The organism is Azorhizobium doebereinerae UFLA1-100 (assembly GCF_000473085.1).
Lineage (GTDB): Bacteria > Pseudomonadota > Alphaproteobacteria > Rhizobiales > Xanthobacteraceae > Azorhizobium > Azorhizobium doebereinerae.
In genome coordinates this window covers 487,005-506,036 of record NZ_AXBA01000001.1, presented here as the reverse complement: position 1 = coordinate 506,036, position 19,032 = coordinate 487,005, and the positions used below count along the sequence as shown (strand labels likewise).

The window sequence follows — 19,032 nt, the reverse complement described above, 5'->3', positions numbered from 1 at the left end:
TGTGCCGGCGCGGCTTCTCAGAGGCCGGTGAAGGCCGGCTTGCGCTTCTCGTGGAACGCCTCGACGCCTTCCTTGAAGTCGTGCGACTGGCGCAGGCGGCTGTAGCAATGGCCCTCCAGCTCGATGGCGATGGAGAGCGGGCAATCCTCGGTGTCGTTGAGCAGCTTCTTGGCCGTGCGCTGGGCGATGGGCGAGAAGGCCCGCAGCTCCGCCACCAAGGCGTCGGTGGCCGCCTCCAGCTCGGCGTCGGCCACCTTCTCGGTGGCGATGCCCCAGTCCAGCGCCTGCTGGGCGGAGATGCGCTTGGAGCGCATCACGATGTCCTTGGTGCGGGTGATGCCGACCATCATTTGGAGCCGCGCCGAGCCGCCCGAGCCGGGGATCTGGCCGAGCTTCTGCTCGGGCAGGGCGTACTGGGTGGTGTCGGTCACGATGCGGAAGTCGCAGGCCAGCGACAGCTCGAAGCCGACGCCGAAGCAGTAGCCGCGGTTGGCCGCGATCACCGGCTTGGCGGCGCGCGCCGGGGCGGCGATGTTCCAGGCCAGCTTGGAGACGTGCTCGGGGGTCGCCTCCATGAAGCCCTTGATGTTGCCGCCGGAGGAGAAATGCTCGCCCACGGCGCGCACCACGATGACGCGCACGCGGTCATCCGCGTCGAGCGCCTCGAACACCAGGCGGAGCTGGTCGCGCTCGGGCATGGAGACGATGTTGTAGGGCGGGCGGTCGAGCACGATGTCGGCGCGCTCGGACGCCTCGTCGATCTCGACGCGGAACCCGTCCAGCTGCGTGAGGCGCGGATCGGCGAAGGTCATGGGGGACGGCATCTTGTGCTCCTTGATGTGAAAGCGGGAATGGGTGCGTGCGTTCAGGCGGCGCCCTGCGCCGGCGCGTCCTCTGGGGTGTAGTCGCCGGCGACGAGGAAGCGCCGCAGCAGCTTGCCCACGGGCGATTTCGGGATGTCCTGCACGAACACGAAGCGGCGGGGGCGCTTGAAATTGGCCAGCCCGCTGTCGCGGCAGTAGCGGTCGAGCTCGTCGGCGCCCACCGGCGCCGCCTTCTTGATGAAGGCGACGACGACCTTGCCCCATTTCTCGTCCGGTAGGCCCACCACCGCCACTTCCGAGACGGCGGGGTGCAGCGAGAGGCAGCTCTCGATCTCGGCGGGGAAGACGTTCTCGCCGCCGGTGATGATCATGTCGTCCATGCGGCCGGTGACGAACAGGTCGCCGTCGGCATCCAGGAAGCCGGTGTCGCCGGTGAAGTACCAGCCCTCGCGCAGCGCCTTGGCGTCCGCCTGCGGGCGCCGCCAATAGCCTTCGAAGGCTTCGTCTCCGGCCAGCAGCGCGATGATCTCGCCTTCCTCGCCGGGCCTTGCCATGTCGTCCGGCGTGCGCGCGTCGAGCCGCACCACGCGCACCATCTGGTTGATGCCGGCGCGCCCGGCCGAGCCGGGCTTGGCATTGGCCTTCTGGTCGATGGTGAAGGTGTAGATCTCGGACGAGCCGTAATGGTTCACGAACAGCTCGGGCGCGAAGGCCGCGTCGAGCTTCTTCAGCAGCCCGTCGGTCATGGCCGCGCCGGCGAAGCCCAGCTTGCGCACGCTCGTCACGTCGGTGGCGGCGAAGGCCGGGTCGTAGACCAAATCGTGATAGAGGGTCGGCACCAGATAGAGGTTGGTGACGCTCTCCCGGGCGATCAGGTCGAGCGCCTTGCGCGTGTCATAGCGCGGCAGGCAGACGAAGGCGCCGCCGATCACCGACATGGCGATGAGCGAGCGCACGCCCATGGTGTGGTAGAGCGGCATGACGCCCAGCGTGACCTCGCCGCGCCGGTAGAGGTTCTGCGCCACATGGGCGATGCCGGCGGCGCGCTCGGCCCGGTGGCGGCGCGGCACGCCCTTCGGCTTGGAGGTGGTGCCGGAAGTGTAGAGCATGATCGACCAGGCGTCCGCGCCGACGCGCGGCGCAACGTCCGCGGCGCTGCCCTGCGCCATGGCGGCGAAGGACAGGGCACCGTCCGGCACCTGCGCGCCCACCGCGATGGCCAGCAGGCCGGGGGCAAGGCGGCTGCCGTTCACCGCCTCGCGGGACACCTCCTCGAACACCACGCCCCGTGCCTCGCAATCCTCCAGGCAGAAATCCAGCTCGTCCGCCTTGGCGCGCCAGTTGATGGGGGTGATGACGAGGCCGGCGAACTGGCAGGCCCAGTGCAGGGTCGCCGCCTCCCAGCGGTTTTGCAGGATGCTGACCAGATGATCGCCGGGCTTCAGGCCGGCGCGGTCGAGCGCCGCCACCACGGCGGAGATGCGGGCGTACCACTGGCGGTAGGTGAGCCTCAGGTCCCCGTCCACCAGGGCGATGGCGTCGGGATCGCGGGCGACGCTGGCGACGAAGCTCGTGCCGAGGTCAAGCATGGGCGGTTTCCTCTTGGGTCGCTGAAAGTTCCGCGGCCGCCTCCAGGGCCGCGCGGACGATGGGCGTGTAGCCGGTGCACCGGCACAGATGGCCGGACAGCAGGTCCCGCACCGCCGCCTCGTCGGGGCGCGGCGTCGCCTTGAGGAAGGCGTCGAGGGACATCAGGATGCCGGCGGTACAGAAGCCGCACTGGAGCGCGTGATGCCGGCGGAACGCGGCCTGGAGCACCGAGAGCCGGTCGGGCGCGGGGGCGAGCCCCTCCACGGTGCGGATGGCGCTGCCCTCCACCTGCACCGCCAGCGTCAGGCAGGCGCGGGTGAGCATGCCGTCCACCTCCACCGTGCAGGCGCCGCACACGCCGTGCTCGCAGCCCACGTGCGTGCCGGTGGCGCCGATGACGTGGCGCAGGAAATCGGACAGCAGCATGCGCGGCTCGGCCACCCCGTCCACGGCGCGGCCGTTCAGGGTGAAGGCGACGGCATGGCGCCCCTCGGCGCTCAGGCGCGGCATTTCAGGGCCTCCTCGATGGTGGCGCGGCCGATGCGGCGCACCAGCTCGCGGCGGTAGCGCGCGCTCGCATGCACGTCGTCGCGGGCGTCCAGCTCGTAGGCGAAGGCGTTCAGCGCATCGTCCAGGGCGGAACCCTCCAGCAGCGGGAAATCGCGGGCGGCGGGCATGTCCGCCACGCCGCCGATGGCGAGGCGGATGGCGGTGCCGGAGACCAGCGCGCCGCAGGCGACGATGGCGAAGTCGCCGTGCCGCCGGGCGATCTCGCGGAACGCCGTGCCCGCGCCGCCGGCGACGGGGAAGGACACCGCCTCGATCATCTCGTCGTCGGCCTTGGCGGTGGCCATCATGCCGGTGAAGAAATCGGCCGCGGCCACCTTGCGCCGGGCCTTGGCGGTGGCGAGGTGGACGTGGCCGTTCAGCGCCACGAGGCAGAGCGGCAGCTCGGCGCTCGGGTCGGCATGGGCGATGGAGCCGCACACCGTGCCCCGGCTGCGGGTCTGCACATGGCCGGTGTAGGGCAGGGCCTTGGCGATGAGCGGCAGCGCGCGGGGCAGATCGGGCCAGGCGAGCAGCTGCGCCTGGCGCACGCCGGCCCCCACCACCACCTCGTCCCGCGCCTGGGCGAGGGTCGCCAGTTCGGGCAGGCGCATGATGTCCACCAGCACCTTGGGCCTGGCGAGCCGCATGTTGAGCATGGCCATGAAGGACTGGCCGCCGGCGATGACGCGGGCGTCGGAGCCTTCAGCCTTCAGCACGCCCAGCGCCTCATCGAGGCTGGCGGCGCGCACGAAATCGAACGGTGCGGGCTTCATCGGCCGCCCTCCTTCGGCGTGCGGGAGAACAGGGACAGCAGGCGCGCCAGCAGGCCGGGCCGGGGCGTCGTGCCCGCTGCGCCGCCCGCGCGCCGCGCCAAAGCGGCGAAGAACTGGCCGATGATGACCTTGGCGGCGCCGTCCAGCAGGCGGCCGCCGATGCTGGCCACCTTGCCGCCCACGAACGCCTCGTAGACATAGGCGACCTCGGTGCCGCCGCGCCCATCGGGGGTAAGGGTGATGCGGCCCTGGCCGCCGCCGAAGCCGAGATTGCCCTCCACCTTGCCGCCGAGCGTGACCGCCCGCGGCGGATCGAGATCGGACAGCGTGACCTCGGCGCGGTAGCGGCCCTTCACCGGGCCGATGCCCAGCGTGACGTCGGCGCGGAAATGGGTGTCGCTGATCTTCTCCACACCGTGGGCGCCGGGGATGATGGCTTCCAGCGTCTTCGGGTCCAGCAGCATGGCCCAGATCGCCTCCGGCGCCGCGCGCACCTGCGCCGCGCCCTCGCCGCGCATCAGCTTCTCGCCTTTCGCGCCCGCCGCCTTCGGGGCGCCGCCGCGCGGCTTGGCATCGGGCGGTGCGGCGCGTTCCTCGCCCTGGATCAGGGCGGCGACGCCGGAGGGCACCAGCGGCAGGCGGATGTCGGCGACGCCCAGCGCATCGGCCACCGCATTGGCGAGGCAGGCGGGGGTGGACATGCAATTGCCCTCGCCCACGCCCTTGGCACCCAGCGGGGTGAAGGGGGAGGGCGTCTGGGTATGGATGATGACCGGGTCCGGCACCTCGGTGGCGGTGGGCAGCAGATAGTCGGCGAAGGTGCCGGTCAGGAAGCTGCCGTCCGGGCCGTAGGCATATTCCTCCAGCAGCGCCGCGCCCAGCGCATGGGCGAAGCCGCCGCGGATCTGCCCGTCCACCATGCCGGGATGCAGGATGGTGCCGCAGTCATGGGCGGTGACATAGCGGTCGATGCGGATCTCGCCGGTGTCGCGGTCCACCTCGATGCCGCAATAGTCGAAGATGAAGCCGTGGCAGAGCGAGGAATTGATATGGTCCTCTTCGTCCGCCGCCGTCAGCTCCGGCGGGGTCCAGAAGGCGGTCTCGCGGATGGTCGGCGCCAGGCCGTCCGGCAGCTGAGCGGGCGACCAGTGCGAGAGGGCGGCGACCCGCGAGAAGGCCAGCGCATTGGCGGGGTTGCTCCGCGCGGACAGCTTGCCGCCGGCGAACACCACCTCGTCCGGCGGCACGTTGAGCTGGCTCGCGGCGATGCGCGCGAGGCGCCCGGCGAGGCGCCCGGCGGCGATCTGCGCCGCGCCGGCCACGGCTGCGGCGAAGCGGCTGGAATAATTGCCCGAGGCGATGGACCAGGCGTCCTTCGCCGTATCCATCTCCGTGTTGACGCGGATCTCGCCGGGGGTGAGCCCGAAGGCGTCCGCCACCACCTGGGACAGCACGGTGCGGTGGCCCTGGCCCTGCGGCACCGAGGCCACATGCACGCTCACCGAGCCGACGGGATCGATGGACACCGTGGCGGTGGCCTGGGCGCCGTTCTTCGGCCCCGCCTTGCGGCGCTCGGCGGGGGTGAGGACGGTGGCGATATAGCCCATGTTGGAGACCGACGGCTCCACCGCCGCCGCATAGCCGATGCCGTAGAGCCGGCCCTCCGCGCGGGCCGCGTCGCGGCGGGCGAGAAGCGCGGCAAGGCCACCCTCGGCGATGCCCGCCTCCAGGGTGCCGGCATAGTCGCCGCTGTCCAGCAGCGCGCCGGGGGCGGTGCGATAAGGGAAGGAGGCGGCGGGAACGAGGTTGCGGCGGATCACCTCCAGCGGGTCGAGGCCGAGCTCGACGGCGATGCGCTGCATCAGCCGCTCCAACGCGAAATAGACCTGCGGCCCGCCGAAGCCGCGATTGAGGCCGGTGGGGCATTTGTTGGTCACCACCACGCGGTTGCGTACGCTGACGTGGGCGATGTCATAGGCGCCGGTGAGGTTGCCGTGCATGCGGTAGAGCGTGGCGGGCTCGGGGGCCCTGAGGTGGGCGCCGCAATCCTCCACCTGGTCCCAGTCGAGCGCGCTCACCCGGCCGTCCGCGCTCACGGCGGCGGTGAGCGTGGTGGCGCGGTTGGTGGCGGAGACCGAGGCCATGAGGTGTTCGAGCCGGTCCTCGATCCACTTCACCGGCCGTCCGGCGACGCGGGCGGCCACCGCCGCCAGCACGATGTAGGGGAAGATGCCCTGCTTGACGCCGAACGAGCCGCCACTGTCCGGCGGGGTGCGCAGGCGCAGGCGATTGCCCGGCACTTTCAGCGCGCGGGAGATCACCGCATGGATGGAGAACGGACCCTGGAAATTGGCGAGGACGTCATAGGCGTCCTCGCCGGGGTCGTATTCGGCCACCAGGCCGTAGGTCTCGATGGGGGTGCAGGAGTTGCGCGGATAGTGGACCGCGATGGACACCCGCCGCGCGGCGGCGGCGAAGGCGCCCTCGGGGTCGCCATAGCGGAAGCTGCGGTCGGAGGCGGTGTTGCGCGGGAAGCCGTCATGGAGCAGGGGGGCGCCGTCGTCCATCGCGGCGAGCGGGTCCACCACCGCGGCGCGGGTGGCGTAGCGCACCTCGATGAGGTCGAGCGCATCCTCCGCCACGTAGCGGTCGCGAGCGACCACCAGCGCCACCGGTTCGCCCACATAGCGCACCCGCTCCACCGCCATCGGCCAGCAGGACACCGGGGCCTTGACGCCCACGACGAGGCTGGTGGTGAGGCGGGCGATGTCCGCGCCGGTCAGCACCGCCTCGACGCCGGGCAGCGCGCCGGCCGTCGCGCAGTCCACGCCGAGGATGTCCGCATGGGCGTGAGGCGAGCGCAGGATCGCCATGTGGAGGGTACCGGGCCGGGTCCCGAGATCGTCCATGAAGCGGCCGCGCCCGGTCAGCAGGGCGGCGTCTTCCACCCGTTCGACCGCGCGGCCGATCCAGCCGTCCTGTTGGGGGACATCGAGCATGTCCGGCGATTTCCTCGTGCGGCGCGCGGCCTTGGCGGCGGCGCTTCATTGGCCGGAGGGTGCCGGGCGGAGGCGGCGGGAGCCATGTCCCGCCGTCTCACGACTTACCGATGCGTCTCATTCGATGTGCTGCGGCGCATCATGTGCACTGCGCGAACGGACTTCATCCGGCCAGGCGCGAGGTCGCGCGGAAGGCGCTCGGCGTGACGCCCGTATGGTCGCGGAAGAAGCGGGTGAAATGGGAGGGCGCAGAGAAGCCGAGGCGCTCGGAAATGTCCGAGAGATTGTCGTTCTCGCCCACCACGGCGGACACCGCCGCCTCGATGCGCATGGAATTGAGATAGATGCGCGGCGGTACGTTGGTGGAGGCCTCGAACAGGCGGAAGAAATGCGCCCGGGAGAGCCCCGCCCCGCGGGCGAGGGACGCGGCGTCCACATCCTCGGCGAGGTTGGCGCGCATGCCTTCCACCACGCGGCGGATGCGCCAGTCCATGCGCAGCTGGCCGTCGAGGGCGCGGATGGAGGAGAAGGACCGCCAGGCGGTGAAGCGCTCCACCACCGCGATCATCAGGTCGGCGAGCAGCGCCTCGTGCACGGCGGTCGCCTCGGGCCGGGTCATCATCTCGGCGGCAAGGTCATGGCTCAGGTGGCGGATGCGCGGGGAGATTTCCCCGCACGGCTGCTCGAAGAAGCCGGGCACGCCCGAGGCCGCCCAGCCGGGGCGGAAGGTCTTCAGCCAGTCCGGCTCGATATAAAGGGCGAGGATGATGGTCTTGGGGCGGCTGGGGTCGTGCACATAAGCGTGCGGCTCCCAGCCGTCCACCAGCACCGCCGTGCGGTCGGTGAGCGGCACCATGCTGTCGCCCACGGTGAAGGCGGTGTCCGCCCCCTCCACCTTGAGCAGCACATGGCAATGCGGATGGGCGTGGCGCACCAGCGGCTGGTCCATGTCCAGCAGGGCGACACGGCCGAAGGTGCCGCAGGCGATCCGGAGTGCGTTCGACATGGCGCCGCCTCTCTTTCAGCTCATGCCTTGTTCCCCTTCCAGGGAATGAGCAGCCGCTCCACCTCGTCAAGGATGACCGAGAAGATGAAGCCGAGCAGCGCGATCACCAGCAGGCCCACATACATGGTGTCGACGGTCAGCACCTGCCAGGCGTTCCAGATCATGTAGCCGATGCCGTCCGAGGCGGCGACCATCTCCGAGATGGCGATCAGGATGAGGCCCATGCCCATGGCGAGCTTGATGCCGGCCATGATGGAGGGCAGCGCGCCCGGCAGGGCGATGGTGCGGAACACCTGCCACCGGCTGGCGCGGAAATTGTGCCCCACGTCCAGATAGATCTTGTCGATGTTGGCCACTCCCATCACGGTGTTGATGAGGATAGGGTAGAAGGCGCCCAGCGCCACCATCACCACCTTCGACATCTCGCCGAGGCCGAAGATCAGCAGCACCAGCGGCAGGATGGCGCTCTTGGGGATGGGGTAGGTGGCGGAGATCAGCGGGTCGATGGCGGCGCGCAGCGGCCGCGAGATGCCCATGGCGAGGCCGAGGAACAGCGCCGGCACGCCGCCCACCAGCATGCCGAGCGCGAGGCGGCGCAGGCTGGCCATCAGATTGTCGCCGAGCTCGCCATTGGCGATCAGCGCGCCGAACTGGTGCACGATGCTGGACGGCGCGGGGAAGAAGCGGGCGTCGATGAGCCCCGTGCGCGCGGCCGCCTCCCAGATGCCGAGCAGGACGAGCGGGGTGAGGAGGCCGATGAAGCGGTCGGCGCCCCTGAAGCTGGACCGGCGCGCCATCACTTGTCCCCCTCGGCATTGGCGCGGGCCCGCTGGACCTCTTCGCGCAATTGTTCCCAGATATTGAAGACGAGGTCGCCATAGGCCGGCTGGTGGCGGAGCTCCAGCACGTTGCGCGGGCGGGGGAAGGGCACGTCGATCATCGCCTTCTCGCGCCCCGGATTGGCGGTCATCACCATGATGCGGTCGCCCAGCGTCACCGCCTCGTCCACCGAATGGGTGATGAACACCACGGTCTTCTTGCTGGCCTCCCAGATGCGCAGCAATTCCTCGTGCAGCACCATCTTGTTCTGCTCGTCGAGAGCCGAGAACGGTTCGTCCATGAGCAGGATCTCGGGATCGTTGGCGAAGGCGCGCACGATGGAAACGCGCTGGCGCATGCCGCCGGAGAGCTGGCTGGGGAAACGGTCGCGGAAGCGCCACAGACCGATGCGCTCCAGCCACAGCTGCACGCTCTCGCGGACGTCCGTCTCCGGCACGCCGCGCATGCGCAGACCGTAGGCGGCGTTGTCGAACACCGTCATCCAGGGGAACAGGCTGTCGCCCTGGAACACCATGGAATTCTCCGGCCGGCTCGGGTCGGTCCGGTTGATGGTCATGGTGCCTTCGCTGAGGCCCTCCAGCCCGGCGAGCATGCGCAGCAGGGTGGTCTTGCCGCAGCCGGAGGGGCCGACGATGACGAAGAACTGGCCCTGGGGAATGTCGATGTCGACGCCGTCCACGGCGACGAAGCCGGACGCGCCGAAGTATTTCCTCACCCCGCGCAGCGAAATCTGCATCGGCGCCGGCACCGCCGTGGGCTTGGGTTGCGCATTCAGCCTGCTGACAACGGCCATCTTGGTCATCCTCCCGCTCGCGGCTCCGGGCCGCGCGCCCCGGTGACGGGCGGCGGCGGGCCGTGCTTCTGTTCAGGGTCCCGTGCGGCGCCCTCGCCCGGCCGGCCGTTGGCGCGGCGGCCGGAGCGCCTTGGGTTCTGCTAGTTCTGCGCGGCCTTGTAGGGGCCGAGCACCTCGACCGCGTGGGTGGAGAAGGAACTGTCCACCACGTCGTCCACCTTGCCCGGGCGTTCGAGATAGCCGGTCTCGCCGAAGAATTTGAGGTCCGCGGCGAGGCTCGGCATATCCACCGCGCCGTCGGGATTGACGCCGTTGGGCACCATCTTGGTGAACAGCTCTGCGTCCTTCAGGCCGGTGGTGCGCATGATGGTCTTGATGACCTCCGGCGCGCCCTTGCCGTCGAACCGGCCGTTGGCGGTGGCGTCGGCATAGACACGTGCGGCCTTCACATAGGCCACCATGAAGCGCTCGGCGACGGGGCGCCGCTTGGCGATGAAGTCGCCGCCATAGAGCACCGCGGCCACCTGCTGGTTGGGATAGCCGTCGACCACGAAGCGCACCGCGACGCCGGCGTCCACGGCCTGGGTCGCGGACGGCTCGGTGGTGATGGCCGCGTCGATGGCGCCGGTGGTGAAGGCGGCGATCTGCTGCGGGTAGCCGATATAGCTGTGCTGCACGTCCTTGTAGCCGAGGCCGGCCGTGGCGAGGATGTGGGCCAGCTTGGCGTTGGTGGCGGCGCCGGGGCCCACCGCGCCGGTGCGCAGGCCCTTCAGGTCGGCGACGCTTCTGACCTTGCCGCTGTCCACCAGCTCCTTGCGCACCAGCAGCGGCATGTAGTCGTAATGCACCGGGGTGGAACCCTTGTCCGCGACCACCTTGATGTTGATGCCGCGCGCCGCCGCATTGTAGAGCCCGGCGGAGGAGGCGCCCGCGCCCACGTCGATCTGCCCGGCGCCGAGCGGGGCGATCATCTTCGGTCCGGAATCGAAGGTGATGAGCTCCACCTTCAAGCCCTGCTCGGTGAAGAAGCCGCGTTCCTGCGCCAGATGGAACACCACGTCGGAAATCACATTGTTGATGCCGACCTTCACCGTGTCGGCCGCCCGGGCCGCGCCGGCGCCGGCGAGGCCGGCGGCGAGGGTCGCCGCCGCGACCAGGGCGCGGGTCATCCGAAAGCTCATCTGCTCTCCTCCCTTGGAGCCGTCCGGTGGCCGTCGCGGCCCCGGCTTCTGGCTGTTTCTTGCCCGCCGCGAACGGCGGGACGTCAGGTCAACTGCTGGGCGATGATGCGGGCAAAGGCGGCGTTCGGGTCCTTCACCAGGGCGTCGGACAGGTCCACGGCGTCCTCGCCCTTCACATGGATGCGGCGGAACGCGAGCGGATCGTCGGACAGCGGCGCGGTGGCGTCGAAGCCGAGCTTGGCGCTGATCCCCTGGTCGGTGGAGGGGTCGAGCTTGGAGCCCTGGGCGCCGGAGACCAGCACGAGGTCGCGGTCGGCCTGGAAGCGGGTGGCTACCGCCCATTCGATCTCGTCCGGGCTGGAGATGTCCACGTCCTTGTCCACCACCACCACCTGCTTGACGTCGTAATGGCCGCCGAACGCGCCCATGATGATGTTCTTGGCCTCGCCCTCGCTGGTCTTGTCGATCTTCACCACCAGATGGTAGCGGCAGGTGCCGCCGCGCGTCAGGCGCACGTCGAGCACGTTGGGGAAGCTGCGCTTGAGATGCTGGAGCAGCGTCGCCTCGCGCGGCACGGCGCCCAGCACCAGATGCTCGAAGCTGCCGCCGACGATGGTGTGGAAGATGGGGTGGCGGCGGTGGGTCACCGCTTCCACCTGGATCACCTCGCGGGCCGCGCGCGGCCCGTAATATTGCGGGAACTCGCCGAACGGGCCTTCCGGCTCGCGCACCTTGGGCAGAATGCGCCCCTCCACCACGATCTCGGCATGGGCCGGCACGCGCACCGCATTGGTCTTGCACTTCACCATCTCGATCGGGCGGCCGAGAAGGGCGCCGGCGATCTCCATCTCGTCCTCATCCAGCGCCGCGATGGCCTGGGAGGCCAGGAGGCAGGCGGGATGCACGCCGATGACGATGGCCACCTCCAGCCCGTCGCCGGCCTGCTCCGCCATGCGGTAGTAGGCGAGCGTGTGGCGCGGCAGCAGCAGCACGCCGATGCGGTCCGGCCCGCTGATCTGGCAGCGGTGGATGGAGACGTTCTGCACCCCCGTCACCGGATTGCGGGCGATCAGCAGGCCGGCGGTGATGTAGGGGCCGCTGTCCAGCTCATTGTGCTTGGGGACGGGCAACTGGGCCAGCAGGTCCACCTTGGTGTGCACCACCTCCTGGGCGGCGGCGGTGGTCACCTCGACCCAGGGCAGCGGATCGCGCGCGGCGGCGAGGAAGCGCGGCAGCAGGTCGTCCTCGCCGACCCCGAGTGCGTCCGCCACCCAGGAACGCTGGGTGAACAGATTGGCGACCACCGGAATGTCGTGGCCGCTGGGGCGGGGAAACAGCACCGCCTTGGAGCGCTCGGTGCACTTGGCGATGGCGGACAGTTCGTCGATCAGCGACACATTCTCGCGGGCCACGGCCAGTTCGCCGCGCGCCGCCAGCACCGCCAGCCAGGCGCGCAGATCGGCCGGGGTCTTGTCCTGCGCGGGGCGGGAGAGGGGTTCGGTACGCATGGGCCTGTCTCCGTCGGCGCGTGGGGCGCGCCCTGTGGGATGGGTCGAACGGGGTGGGTCGCCTCAGGCCGGCACCTGCCGCAGGCGCGGCGCGCGGCGCTTGAGCGCGGCATCCTCGCCCCAGCGGCGGACCACCTTGAGGTCGATGTCGAACAGGTCGAGCACGCGTCCGACCGTGTGGTCGATCATGTCGCCGAGGCTGCCGGGCCTGGCGTAGAAGGCGGGCACCGGCGGGGCGATGATGGCGCCCATCTCCGACAGCGCCGTCATGGTGCGCAGGTGCCCGGTATGCAGCGGCGTCTCGCGCGCCATCAGCACCAGCCGGCGGCGGTCCTTCAGCGCCACGTCGGCGGCGCGGGTGAGCAGCGTGGTGGTGACGCCGGAGGCGATCTCGGACATGGAGCGCATGGAGCAGGGGGCGACCACCATGCCCATGGTGCGGAACGAGCCGCTGGAGATGGCCGCCGCCATGTCGTCGGCGGCATGCGTGACGTGTGCCAGCGCCTTCACCTCGGCGACCTTCCGGTCGGTCTCATAGGCGAGGGTGATCTCCGCGGTCTTCGACATAACCAGATGGGTCTCGACGCCGGCCTCGCGGAGCAGCTCCAGCATCCGCACGCCGTAGGTCACGCCCGAGGCGCCGGAGATGCCGATGATGAGCCGCTTGCGATCCGACATGACGACACCTCGCTTCCGGCGGGGACGGCGGATGGTCGGGGCGCGGGCGTGCGGGGGCGCTGGCGCCGTGCACCTTTTTCCTCGCGCCGTCCTCCCACGCCGCCGTGCCATTGCTGCATTCTGGGCGTTTGCCGGCCGCGTCGAACGAGCCGGTGAATGAAACCATAGACAGTGCCGATGATCATCGCAAATAATGAATGATTATCGGTTGGATCATTCCAAATGATCGCGTGGCCCGATGACGACGTGGCCCGGTGACGGCATGGCCCGGCAGGGCGCCCGGTGGGAGGAAAGTCATGGATTTCCGGCAGATGCAGTATTTCCTCTGCCTCGCGGAGGCCCGCCACGTCACCCGCGCGGCGCGGCAGCTCAATATCGTGCAGCCGGCGCTGAGCATGCAGATCGCCAAGCTGGAGGCCGAGTTCGGCCAGAAGCTGTTCGATCGCGGCGCCCATGGCGTCACCACCACCGTCGCCGGGGAGGCGCTGGTGCGGCTGGTGACGCCGATCGTGCGCGATGTCGAGCATGCCATGCAGGAGATGGCGCGGCTGAACGGGCGGGTGTCGGGCCGGGTGGTGGTCGGGCTCATCACCTCGGTGGCGCAGAGCACGCTGGCGAGTTCCTCCGCCACCGTGGCGGCGCGCTACCCGGACGTGGAGCTCTCCGCCTGCGAGGGCTATACCGAGACGCTGACGGACTGGGTGACCTCGGGCCAGCTGGACTTCGCCATCATCAATGTGCCGCGCCGCAAGTTCGGCCTCACCTCGCACCACATCCTGGACGAGGAGATGGTGTTCGCCTGCCGCAAGGAGGCCGCCACCGCGGTGCCGCGCGACCTCGATTTCGCCCATCTCGCCCACTGCGATCTGGTCATGCCCTCCAAGCGCCACGGGCTGCGCATGATCCTGGAGCAGCGGGCGGCGGAGGCGGGCATCGAGCTGCGCCCGCGGCTTGAGATCGACACGCTGTCCGCCATCTGCGAGGTGGTCTCGACCACCGATCTCGTCACCGTGCTGCCCACCATCGCCCTGCACCAGGCCCTGGCGGCGGGGCGGGTGCGGGCGCACCATTTCCGCACCCCCCGCCTCGCCCGCTCCATCGCCTTCGTGCACCATCCCCGCCGGGTCGTCTCGGTGGCGGCGCAGGCGGTGGTGGAGGTGATCCGCAAGGACCTGGTGGAGGCGGCCACATCCGCCAGCACCTATGTGCATCCCGCCTCCGAGGGCGTGACCCGTCCGCGTGCCGGGAGCCGCGCGAAGCGGGCCGCGCCTGATCATAAGAAGTGATCCGCACCATAATGCGTAATTATTTGCGATGATGCTTGGCGACGCCGTACCAATCAGAAAAACCAAAGACGAGGAAACGCCAGAATGACGGGCACCCCTTCCGCGCCGGCCGCGGCCGTTCCGGCGGCGCAGGCCTGGGGCGCGGGCTCCGGCACCAGCGCCGCTGCGCGCCTGCGGCAGAAGATGCCGACCCTGGATTATCTGGAGCGCGCCGCGCGCCGGCGCATTCCGCGCTTCGCCTTCGACTTCCTGGAGGGGGGCACGGGGAGCGACCTGGGGGTGGCGCGCAACCGCGCGGCCCTCGACGCGGTGGAACTGGTGCCGCGCTATGGCGCGCCCTTGCCCGTGCAGACCGAGGTGGAGCTGTTCGGCGTGCGCTATGCCGCGCCGCTGGGCATCTCGCCGGTGGGGGTCGACGGGCTGGTGTGGCCGGGCGCGACGCGGCTGCTGGCACAGGCGGCGCGCAAGGCCCGCATTCCCTACATCGTCGGCACGCTAGCCGGGGCCTCCATCGAGGAGGTGGCGCGGCTCGCTGGGGAATGCGCCTGGTTCCAGCTCTACGGCCTGCCCGGCCGGGACCATCTCGTCACCTTCGATCTGGTGCGCCGGGCCGAGGCGGCGGGCGCACGCGCTTTGGTGGCGACCCTCGACGCGCCGGTGCGCTCCAAGCGTCCCCGCGATCTCGCCAACGGGCTGGTGGTGCCGTTCCGCACCACGCCGCGCACGGTGCTCGACGTCGCCACCTCCTGGCCCTGGGCGCTGGCGCTGCTGAAGGCGGGCGTGCCCGCCTTCGCCAACATGGCGCCCTATGTGGACGCGCCCGCCACCCTGCCCAAGACCGCCGGCTTCGTGCAGCGCGAGATCAAGGGCACGTTTTCCTGGGAGGCGGTGAAGCGGCTGCGCGATGCCTGGCCGCGGGCGCTGGTGGTGAAGGGCATCCTGCATCCGGCGGATGCGGAGATGGCGCTCGCCGTCGGGGTGGACGGCATCCTGGTGTCCAACCACGGCGGACGCCAGTTCGATGCCGCGCCCGCCGCCATCGACGTGCTGCCGGCCATCGCCGCCGTGGTGGGCGGAAGGGCGACGGTGCTGTTCGACAGCGGCATCCGCTCCGGCCTCGACGTGGCGCGCGCGGTGGCGCTCGGCGCCGCCGGGACGTTCTGCGGCCGCGCCTTCCTCACCGGCCTCGCGGCGCTCGGCGACGGGGGCGCCGATTATGTGGCGGGCCTGCTGGCCGAGGAGCTACAGGTGGCCATGGGACAGGCCGGCGCGGCGGACCTCGCCGCCCTGAGGGCGGTCGAACGCCGGCACGCCGGCGCCTTCGCTTTCGGGGAGAACGGCCGTGGGTGAAGTCGATACGCTCCCCGCGCAGGGCGCGGGCCTCGACGATGCTCTCGCCGCCCGGCTCCGGGCCGTGCTCGGACCGTCCGGCTTGGTGGAATCACCGGCCGACATGGCGCCTTACTGCACCGGCTTCGGCGCCGCCTTTTCCGGCAGGGCGGCTGTGGTGGCCCGCCCGGCCTCGACGGCGCAGGCGGCCGAGGTGGTGCGTCTGTGCGCCGAGGCGCGGGTGCCCATGGTGCCGCAAGGTGGCAATACGGGGCTGGCCGGAGGCGCCCAGCCGGATGCGTCCGGCCGCACCGTCATCATCAGCCTCGGCCGCATGCGGCGGGTGCGCGCGGTCGATGCGGCGAACGACACCATCACCGTGGAAGCGGGCCTGACGCTGGCCGAGGTGCAGGCGCAGGCGGAGCAGATGGGGCGGCTGTTTCCGCTCAGCCTCGCCTCGGAAGGCTCCTGCCAGATCGGCGGCAACCTCGCCACCAATGCCGGCGGCACGCAGGTGCTGCGCTATGGCAACATGCGCGGGCTCGTCCTCGGCCTGGAGGTGGTGCTGCCGGATGGCCGGGTGTGGGAGGGGCTGCGCGGTCTGCGCAAGGACAGCGCGGGCTATGACATGAAGCAGGTGTTCATCGGCTCGGAAGGCACGCTCGGCCTCATCACCGCCGCCGTGTTGCGCCTGTTTCCCCGCCCGCGGGCGGTGGAGACCGCCATGGCGGCGCTGCCGGACGTGGCCGCGTCCCTCGCGCTGCTGGCGCTGGCCCGCGAGCGGCTGGGCGAGGGCCTCTCCGCCTTCGAATTGATGCGCGCGCCGAGCCTCGACTATGCCGTCCAGGCATTGCCCGGCCAATCCTCGCCCTTCGCGCAGGCCCATCCCTGGTATCTGCTCATGGAGGCCAGCGGGCAGGGCGGCGGCGATGCGCTCAGGGCGGCCCTGGAAGGCGTGCTGGAGGCGGCCTTTGAGGCCGGCCTGGTCCGCGACGCGGTGATCGCGGATTCGCAGGAGCAGCGCCGCCGGCTGTGGGCGCTGCGCGAGGGCCAGGCCGAGGCGCAGAAGATCGCGGGGGAGGGCGTGAAGCACGACGTGTCCGTGCCGGTCTCCGCCATTCCGGCCTTCATCGCCGAGGCCGATGCCGCGCTGGAGCGGGCGTTCCCCGGCATCCGTCCGTTTGCCTTCGGCCATGTGGGCGACGGCAACATCCACTACAACCCGCTGGCGCCGCGACATTGGGCGCCGGGCGAGATGACCGCGCGGCGGGCGGAGATCAACCGTGTCGTGCACGACATCGTCATGGCCCACGGCGGCTCGATCAGCGCGGAACACGGGCTCGGGCAGATGCGGGTGGAGGAGGCGGCGCACTACAAGTCCGCCACCGAACTCGACCTGATGCGCACGCTCAAGGCGGCGCTCGATCCGCACGGACTGATGAACCCCGGCAAGGTGTTGGCTGCCCCGATGGGGTAGAGCGTCGGCGGGCTCCGGCATTGCGGCGGGCCGGGACGGGGCGGAGACTGCGCGCCGGTGCCACGCGCGGACGTGGCGCCTTCGACCGGAGGCTGCCATGGATCGCGACCCGTTCAACCTCGCGCGTTTTCTCGATGCGCAGGCGGACGTCTTCGGCACCGCGATGGCGGAACTGGGTGCCGGGCGCAAGCGCAGCCATTGGATCTGGTTCGTCTTCCCGCAGATGCGCGGCCTTGGCCGCTCCGCCACGGCGGACTTCTTCGGCATCGCCTCGCTGGAGGAGGCGCGAGCCTATCTGGCCCATCCCGTCCTCGGGCCACGCCTGCGGGCGGCGAGCAGGGCGGCGCTGGCGCACGCCGTCTCCGGCGCACATGCGCTCCTGGGCTCGCCGGACGACATGAAGCTCCGCTCGTCCATGACCCTGTTCGCCCAGGCGGCGGGCGCTGACGACGGGCTGTTCCGCGACGTCCTGCGGGCCCTCTATGGCGGGGAGGAGGATGCGGCCACGCTGCGCCTGCTGGAGGGCGCATAGGCGCTGTACTGAGCGAAGGGGACCCGGTGGACCGGGGCGGCATGGCGCCGCCCCGGTCCTGATCGCATGGAAGGCCTGGGCGCCTCAGAGGCCGGCCTGGGTAACGAACTTCGGGTTCAGATAGGCCTCGATGGCCTCCGAGCCGCCTTCCGAGCCGTAGCCGCTGTCCTTCACGCCGCCGAACGGCACTTCCGGCAAGGCGAGGCCGAGGTGGTTGATGGTCATCATGCCGGTCTGCACCTGGGCGGCGACGGCGTTCGCCGTCTTGGCCGAGCGGGTATAGGCATAAGCGGCGAGGCCGAACGGCAGGCGGTTGGCTTCCGTCACCACCTCGTCGAAATCGGTGAACGGCAGGATCATCGCCATGGGGCCGAACGGCTCCTCGTTCATCATGCGCATCTCGCGCGTGACGCCGGTGACCACCGTGGGCTCGAAGAAATAGCCCTTGTTGCCGATGCGGCTGCCGCCGGTGCGGATCTCGGCGCCCTTCTGGCGGGCGTCGTTCAGCAGCGTCTCCATGGCCGGGATGCGGCGCTCGTTGGCGAGCGGCCCCATGGTGGTGCCCTCTTCCAGGCCGTTGCCCACCTTCACGGTCTTGGCGGTGGCGACGAATTTGTCCACGAACTGCTCGTAGACCTTCTCCTGCACCAGGAAGCGGGTGGGGGAGACGCACACCTGGCCGGCATTGCGGAACTTCGCGCCGGCGATCTGCCGGGCGGCGAGGTCCACGTCCGCGTCGTCGAACACGATCACCGGGGCGTGGCCGCCCAATTCCATGGTGACGCGCTTCATGTGCTCGCCGGCGAGCGCCGCGAGCTTCTTGCCCACCGGAGTTGAGCCGGTGAAGGTGACCTTGCGGATGGTGGGATGGGGGATCAGGTATTCGCTGATCTCGGACGGCACGCCGTAGACGAGGCCGATGACGCCCGCCGGCACGCCGGCATCGACAAAGGCGCGGATCAGCTCGGCCGGGGAGGCGGGGGTTTCTTCCGGCGCCTTCACGATGATGGAGCAGCCGGCGGCGAGCGCCGCGGAGAGCTTGCGCACCACCTGGTTGACCGGGAAGTTCCAGGGCGTGAACGCCGCCACGGGCCCCACCGGCTCCTTGACCACCAACTGGTAGATGCCGGGCGCGCGGGCCGGGATGACGCGGCCGTAGGCGCGCTGCGCCTCCTCGGCGAACCACTCGATAATGTCGGCGGCGGCGAGGATCTCGCCCTTGGCCTCGGCCAGCGGCTTGCCCTGCTCCATGGTCATCAGCCGGCAGACCTGATCGGCGCGCTCGCGCCACAAAGCGGCAGCCTTGCGCATGATCTTGGAACGGTCGTAGGCCGACATCCGGCTCCAGGTCTGGAAGCCCTTGGCGGTGGCGTCCAGCGCGGCGTCGAGATCGGCGCGCGAGGCGTGGGCGACGGTGCCGATCTGCTCCTCGGTGGCCGGGTTCAGCACCGGGATGCGACGGCCGCCATCGGCATCGCGCCAGACACCGGCGATGTGGAGTTGCACGTCAGGATACATGAGGGGGCTCCGCTTTTCGGACAGGAAAGGGCCGAGGTCCTTCGCGGCATGCATATGGCACAGATCGCGCGCCACCGCCCGCGATCTCTGCGTGTGGCGGTGGCGAAGGCCGAGGCCTGCCCTTCCGCAATGCCGATCGGCCGCCACAT

16 protein-coding genes are annotated in these 19,032 nt (G+C 70.5%); 4 read left to right on the top strand and 12 right to left on the bottom strand.

From position 1 onward, the window contains the following. Nucleotides 1-17: 17 nt before the first annotated feature. From YU1_RS0102050 to YU1_RS0102000, 11 genes are all read right to left on the bottom strand, one after another. Nucleotides 18-824 carry an enoyl-CoA hydratase/isomerase family protein gene (locus YU1_RS0102050; protein ID WP_029002659.1) on the bottom strand — a complete coding sequence of 269 codons (807 nt, stop codon included), beginning with the start codon at nucleotides 822-824 and terminating at the stop codon, nucleotides 18-20. A gap of 41 nt (nucleotides 825-865) precedes the next feature. Further along, on the bottom strand, nucleotides 866-2,413 hold the full coding sequence (locus tag YU1_RS0102045; RefSeq protein WP_029002658.1) for an AMP-binding protein: 1,548 nt from the start codon (nucleotides 2,411-2,413) through the stop codon (nucleotides 866-868). Continuing rightward, nucleotides 2,406-2,924 (bottom strand): (2Fe-2S)-binding protein, encoded by a 519-nt coding sequence (locus YU1_RS0102040; RefSeq protein WP_029002657.1) that lies wholly within the window; start codon nucleotides 2,922-2,924, stop codon nucleotides 2,406-2,408. Before YU1_RS0102040 ends, YU1_RS0102045 begins: the two co-directional genes overlap by 8 nt. Beyond that, nucleotides 2,912-3,736 (bottom strand): FAD binding domain-containing protein, encoded by an 825-nt coding sequence (locus YU1_RS0102035; RefSeq protein WP_029002656.1) that lies wholly within the window; start codon nucleotides 3,734-3,736, stop codon nucleotides 2,912-2,914. The genes YU1_RS0102040 and YU1_RS0102035 overlap by 13 nt, the downstream gene beginning before the upstream one ends. Beyond that, nucleotides 3,733-6,735: a xanthine dehydrogenase family protein molybdopterin-binding subunit gene (locus YU1_RS0102030; protein WP_029002655.1), complete on the bottom strand. Its 3,003-nt coding sequence runs from the start codon at nucleotides 6,733-6,735 to the stop codon at nucleotides 3,733-3,735. Before YU1_RS0102030 ends, YU1_RS0102035 begins: the two co-directional genes overlap by 4 nt. Before the next feature lie 163 nt (nucleotides 6,736-6,898). Next, complete coding sequence (locus tag YU1_RS0102025) at nucleotides 6,899-7,741, bottom strand: helix-turn-helix domain-containing protein (protein WP_029002654.1); 843 nt, start codon at nucleotides 7,739-7,741, stop codon at nucleotides 6,899-6,901. 20 nt (nucleotides 7,742-7,761) lie between these two features. Beyond that, nucleotides 7,762-8,538 carry an ABC transporter permease gene (locus tag YU1_RS0102020; RefSeq protein ID WP_029002653.1) on the bottom strand — a complete coding sequence of 259 codons (777 nt, stop codon included), beginning with the start codon at nucleotides 8,536-8,538 and terminating at the stop codon, nucleotides 7,762-7,764. Further along, nucleotides 8,538-9,374 (bottom strand): ABC transporter ATP-binding protein, encoded by an 837-nt coding sequence (locus YU1_RS0102015; RefSeq protein WP_029002652.1) that lies wholly within the window; start codon nucleotides 9,372-9,374, stop codon nucleotides 8,538-8,540. The genes YU1_RS0102020 and YU1_RS0102015 overlap by 1 nt, the downstream gene beginning before the upstream one ends. Nucleotides 9,375-9,514: 140 nt before the next feature. Then, nucleotides 9,515-10,555: an ABC transporter substrate-binding protein gene (locus YU1_RS0102010; protein WP_051356366.1), complete on the bottom strand. Its 1,041-nt coding sequence runs from the start codon at nucleotides 10,553-10,555 to the stop codon at nucleotides 9,515-9,517. Between the two features lie 83 nt (nucleotides 10,556-10,638). Continuing rightward, a complete protein-coding gene (locus tag YU1_RS0102005; RefSeq protein ID WP_029002650.1) occupies nucleotides 10,639-12,063 on the bottom strand; it encodes a UbiD family decarboxylase in 1,425 nt (474 codons plus the stop codon). Between the two features lie 63 nt (nucleotides 12,064-12,126). Further along, complete coding sequence (locus YU1_RS0102000) at nucleotides 12,127-12,741, bottom strand: UbiX family flavin prenyltransferase (RefSeq protein WP_029002649.1); 615 nt, start codon at nucleotides 12,739-12,741, stop codon at nucleotides 12,127-12,129. Nucleotides 12,742-13,037: 296 nt separating this feature from the next. Between YU1_RS0102000 and YU1_RS27475 the strand changes: the two genes are divergently transcribed. The 4 genes from YU1_RS27475 (at nucleotide 13,038) to YU1_RS0101980 (ending at nucleotide 17,365) form a co-directional block, all read left to right on the top strand. Next, nucleotides 13,038-14,027, top strand: a complete 990-nt coding sequence (locus YU1_RS27475) for a LysR family transcriptional regulator (RefSeq protein ID WP_051356365.1) — start codon at nucleotides 13,038-13,040, stop codon at nucleotides 14,025-14,027. A gap of 84 nt (nucleotides 14,028-14,111) precedes the next feature. After that, the gene (locus YU1_RS27470) at nucleotides 14,112-15,377 is read left to right on the top strand and encodes an alpha-hydroxy acid oxidase (RefSeq protein WP_035713230.1); all 1,266 of its coding nucleotides are present in this window, start codon (nucleotides 14,112-14,114) and stop codon (nucleotides 15,375-15,377) included. Next, nucleotides 15,370-16,833, top strand: coding sequence for an FAD-binding oxidoreductase (locus tag YU1_RS0101985; protein ID WP_051356364.1), 1,464 nt, complete (start codon nucleotides 15,370-15,372; stop codon nucleotides 16,831-16,833). Before YU1_RS27470 ends, YU1_RS0101985 begins: the two co-directional genes overlap by 8 nt. Nucleotides 16,834-16,930: 97 nt before the next feature. Continuing rightward, nucleotides 16,931-17,365 carry a DUF1810 domain-containing protein gene (locus tag YU1_RS0101980; RefSeq protein WP_029002647.1) on the top strand — a complete coding sequence of 145 codons (435 nt, stop codon included), beginning with the start codon at nucleotides 16,931-16,933 and terminating at the stop codon, nucleotides 17,363-17,365. 84 nt (nucleotides 17,366-17,449) lie between these two features. On the opposite strand, the gene YU1_RS0101975 is transcribed toward YU1_RS0101980, so the two are convergent. Next, nucleotides 17,450-18,883 carry an NAD-dependent succinate-semialdehyde dehydrogenase gene (locus YU1_RS0101975; RefSeq protein WP_029002646.1) on the bottom strand — a complete coding sequence of 478 codons (1,434 nt, stop codon included), beginning with the start codon at nucleotides 18,881-18,883 and terminating at the stop codon, nucleotides 17,450-17,452. Between the last annotated feature and the right edge of the window lie 149 nt (nucleotides 18,884-19,032).

Bases quoted from the DNA above. Each gene is read 5' to 3' on its own strand.
- YU1_RS0102050 (WP_029002659.1), bottom strand. From the start codon at position 824: ATGCCGTCCCCCATGACCTTCGCCGATCCGCGCCTCACGCAGCTGGAC.
- YU1_RS27470 (WP_035713230.1), top strand. From the start codon at position 14,112: ATGACGGGCACCCCTTCCGCGCCGGCCGCGGCCGTTCCGGCGGCGCAG.
- YU1_RS0102005 (WP_029002650.1), bottom strand. From the start codon at position 12,063: ATGCGTACCGAACCCCTCTCCCGCCCCGCGCAGGACAAGACCCCGGCC.
- YU1_RS0102030 (WP_029002655.1), bottom strand. From the start codon at position 6,735: ATGCTCGATGTCCCCCAACAGGACGGCTGGATCGGCCGCGCGGTCGAA.
- YU1_RS0102015 (WP_029002652.1), bottom strand. From the start codon at position 9,374: ATGGCCGTTGTCAGCAGGCTGAATGCGCAACCCAAGCCCACGGCGGTG.
- YU1_RS0101980 (WP_029002647.1), top strand. From the start codon at position 16,931: ATGGATCGCGACCCGTTCAACCTCGCGCGTTTTCTCGATGCGCAGGCG.
- YU1_RS0102000 (WP_029002649.1), bottom strand. From the start codon at position 12,741: ATGTCGGATCGCAAGCGGCTCATCATCGGCATCTCCGGCGCCTCGGGC.
- YU1_RS0101975 (WP_029002646.1), bottom strand. From the start codon at position 18,883: ATGTATCCTGACGTGCAACTCCACATCGCCGGTGTCTGGCGCGATGCC.
- YU1_RS0102035 (WP_029002656.1), bottom strand. From the start codon at position 3,736: ATGAAGCCCGCACCGTTCGATTTCGTGCGCGCCGCCAGCCTCGATGAG.
- YU1_RS0102045 (WP_029002658.1), bottom strand. From the start codon at position 2,413: ATGCTTGACCTCGGCACGAGCTTCGTCGCCAGCGTCGCCCGCGATCCC.
- YU1_RS0102025 (WP_029002654.1), bottom strand. From the start codon at position 7,741: ATGTCGAACGCACTCCGGATCGCCTGCGGCACCTTCGGCCGTGTCGCC.
- YU1_RS0102010 (WP_051356366.1), bottom strand. From the start codon at position 10,555: ATGAGCTTTCGGATGACCCGCGCCCTGGTCGCGGCGGCGACCCTCGCC.
- YU1_RS0102020 (WP_029002653.1), bottom strand. From the start codon at position 8,538: ATGGCGCGCCGGTCCAGCTTCAGGGGCGCCGACCGCTTCATCGGCCTC.
- YU1_RS27475 (WP_051356365.1), top strand. From the start codon at position 13,038: ATGGATTTCCGGCAGATGCAGTATTTCCTCTGCCTCGCGGAGGCCCGC.
- YU1_RS0102040 (WP_029002657.1), bottom strand. From the start codon at position 2,924: ATGCCGCGCCTGAGCGCCGAGGGGCGCCATGCCGTCGCCTTCACCCTG.